This is a genomic window from Streptomyces sp. NPDC127092 (assembly GCF_042722475.1).
Taxonomy (GTDB): Bacteria; Actinomycetota; Actinomycetes; order Streptomycetales; family Streptomycetaceae; genus Streptomyces.
In genome coordinates this window covers 1-2919 of the sequence record NZ_JBHXFE010000111.1, presented here as the reverse complement: position 1 = coordinate 2919, position 2919 = coordinate 1, and the positions used below count along the sequence as shown (strand labels likewise).

Genomic DNA, 2919 nt, shown 5'->3' with positions numbered 1-2919 from the left:
GCGTGGTCGGCACGACAGAATGTGGGTTTCTCACCTCCCGCGGCTGCCGAGCCGCGAAGCAGCGCCCAGCCTCTGCCCGCGGCATCTGGGCCGCAAAGTTCACCTGCGTTCGCATCCCGAAAGGGCTCTGCGACGCCGCGCTCTTCACGGACGTCCGCACGCGGCGGATCGTCGGCTGGGCCGTCGCGGCCCGCCTGCCCACCGAGGCATTGCCGTTGCAGGCCCTCGAGCACGCTCTACTGTGCACCTGCGCCGAAGCCTCTAGCCTCGATGTTTCATCGGGTTGGTGAGCGGGGGCGTTCGGCGTCGTTGCCGGTGTTCAGCTGCTGATTCTGGCATGTGGGTGTGACAGATCGTCGCAGTGTCCGTTGCGGGCGGTCGGGTTCCACTCCCGAGAGGAGGATTCTGCTGGTCGGTGGGGCGGGTGGAGCCGCCTGGTCAGGTCTGTGCGACGGCGGTGCGGAGCCGGTTCATGCCGGTTAGGACGGTTCGGGCTTCGGGGGCGTGTTCGGCGAGATGGAGGACCTTGTGCCGGCAGCGGCGCACGAGAGTCGCGGGGATCTCGAACAAGCGTGCGCGGAGCCGTTTGGGTTCCCACTTCCTCGCGTCATGGCCGGTCAGAGCTATGGTCTGCATCCAGGCGACGAGCTCGGAGGCGAGCTGGATGATCTGGCACCAGATCTGGTTCTGCGCGAAGCCCTGCAGCGGGAACTTCATCAAGCCCAGGTCCTTGGCGTTGCGGATCCGGTCTTCGCATCGTGCGCGGCGGCGGTGACGCAGCTCGAGGACGGGTAGCTGGCCGCGCGGGGTGTTGGTGGCGAACGCGGTGATGCGCATTCCTTCGTGATCGGTGATCCGTAGTTGCGCTCCGGGGTGGGGGCGTTCCTTCCGCACGATCACCCGCATCCCGGCAGGCCACCCGGACAGGTCCAGCAGTCCGGTCAGCTCCGCCACCCACGCCCCCTCGCGGATCCCGTCGGTATCGGTGTCATAGGCCGGAGTCCACGCCTGCGCCTCATCGATATGTTCCAGCAGGTCAGGAGTGTGCGCGGGGAGAGTGAACCCGACGGAGTAGGCCAGCCGCCGCCTGGTCATCCACTGGAGAAATTCCTTGGTGCCGCCGGCTCCGTCGGTGCGGATCAGAATCTTCTTCGACCCCCGCCTGCTCCGGGCCAGCAGGGCTGGTGGGAGCTGCGCGAGCGCGGCCTTGGTGACGGTGATGTGATCAGCCGCGGTGTTCGAGCCGGCGTTGCCGGGGCGGAGATGGATCGCCAGCGGTTCCCCAGTCCCTTCGCTGCCGTGGTCGAGGAACGCGCACAGAGGGTGATAGCCGAAGCCGCGTTTGAACGTCGGTGCGGCCTGCTCCTTCTCGCTGTGGACGTTGATCAGGGTGGCGTCGAGGTCGATGACCAGCGGGCTCTTCGCACTGGCCCCCGCGGCGGGGGAGTGCTCCCCGGCCAAGGCCCAGGCCCGTTCCCGCGCGGCGCGACGGGCATTCGAGATCGCCTCGATCACGGCGGGCGCGTCCTCAGCCAGCGTGGTGAGCATGCGGGAGATCGTGGGGGCCGAGGCGACGTCACCGAACAGGTCCGGTTCGCACCGCAGCAGATCAGCATCCGAAGCGTGCTCGCCGCCGATCGCGAGAGTGAGTGCGAGATCCAGCAGGACCTTCGAGCTGTGATGCTCTGCCAGCGGTTTCGTCCACGAATCCAGCGCCTCACGCAGCGAAGCAGCGAGGCCAGTGGCGTGAATCGTGTCGGTCAGCAGCACAGCGCCCGCATGCGCGAGGGCCGGAACCTCGGCGACGTCCACCCGCGGACGGGGGTAGAAGAACAAGGTAGGGTGGGACACCTGAAAGGTGCTCCTTCCAGCGGATGGCTACGGGTCTCAACACCTCGTATCATCCCAGGCCAGGAGCACCTTTCGCCATTCATTCCGCCGGTCGAGACCACACCCCCGTGAAATCTCGAGGCTAACGCGTCAACTGGATCCTTCGAACTCGATGACAGTCTTCCCTCGTGTCGCACGGGCTTCGAAGGTGACGAAGGCGTCCCTGAACTGACCGAACGGGTAGACCTCGCCTATATCGGTGCGCAGCTCACCGGACGCCGCCAGTCCGGCTACGGTCTGCAGGTCGGCCGTGCCCGGGCGCAGCCAGACGAATTGGCCGCCGAACTGGTCACGGGCACGATAATCGGCGATTGATGTCACTTGCCCGTTACCGGCAATGACCGTCAGAGCGTCGTCGAGTGCAGGCCCACCAACAAGATCGAGGATGACATCGAATCCGTGAGGCGCGATCGTTCGTGTGGCATCTCGTAGGTCGCCCGCGTAGTCGATCGCGAGCGTCCCCCAGGCTCTCGACGTACCTGAAGTTCTTCGGTGACGTGGTTCCCACCACGAAGGCGCCGGTCCGATTTGCGAGCTGAACGGCGAATGAACCGACTCCTCCTGCAGCGCCGCTTACGAGGACGCGGCTGGAAGCCCCTAAACCGGAGCGGCGGACGATCTGAAGCGCAGTTTGTGCCGCGAGCGGCAGTGTCGCTGCTTCCCGAAAACTCAATCCATGCGGTTTGAGGATGGTCGACCGAACAGGCATGTCAACATACTCGGCAAGTGTCCCCGCACCTACGTAGTCCTTCATCGCATGCCCCACGACGGCGTCCCCTATGGCGAACTCCGGCGTGTCCGCTCCCAGCTCCACGACGACACCGGCGACGTCCGATCCGGGAACAGCAGGAAAGCGAGGAGTCAGGTACCTTCTCTCCAGTCCTTCTCGGATCTGAACGTCGACAGGGTTCAGGGACACGGCGACCGGCCGGATCAATCAGAGAGCGGACCCGATGTCGCGCGAGGGATGTCGTCCAACGCTAACCTCGAGATTTCACGGGGGTGTGGTCCCGCCCGGCGGACTGAATG

The 2919-nt window shown here is 65.7% G+C and carries 2 protein-coding genes and 2 pseudogenes; 1 reads left to right on the top strand and 3 read right to left on the bottom strand.

Annotated features, from left to right (window positions below; translation table 11 throughout):
• Positions 1–290: pseudogene (locus tag ACFWJO_RS37550) on the top strand (hypothetical protein); the annotation flags it as partial.
• A gap of 148 nt (positions 291–438) precedes the next feature.
• Here the strand turns inward: ACFWJO_RS37550 and ACFWJO_RS37545 are convergent.
• The 3 genes and pseudogenes from ACFWJO_RS37545 to ACFWJO_RS37535 form a co-directional block, all read right to left on the bottom strand.
• Positions 439–1851, bottom strand: a complete 1413-nt coding sequence (locus ACFWJO_RS37545; RefSeq protein WP_135010948.1) for an IS1380 family transposase — start codon at positions 1849–1851, stop codon at positions 439–441.
• A gap of 129 nt (positions 1852–1980) precedes the next feature.
• Positions 1981–2340, bottom strand: a complete 360-nt coding sequence (locus ACFWJO_RS37540; protein ID WP_386872612.1) for a zinc-binding dehydrogenase — start codon at positions 2338–2340, stop codon at positions 1981–1983.
• 289 nt (positions 2341–2629) lie between these two features.
• Positions 2630–2809, bottom strand: a pseudogene (locus ACFWJO_RS37535) (alcohol dehydrogenase catalytic domain-containing protein); the annotation flags it as partial.
• Between the last annotated feature and the right edge of the window lie 110 nt (positions 2810–2919).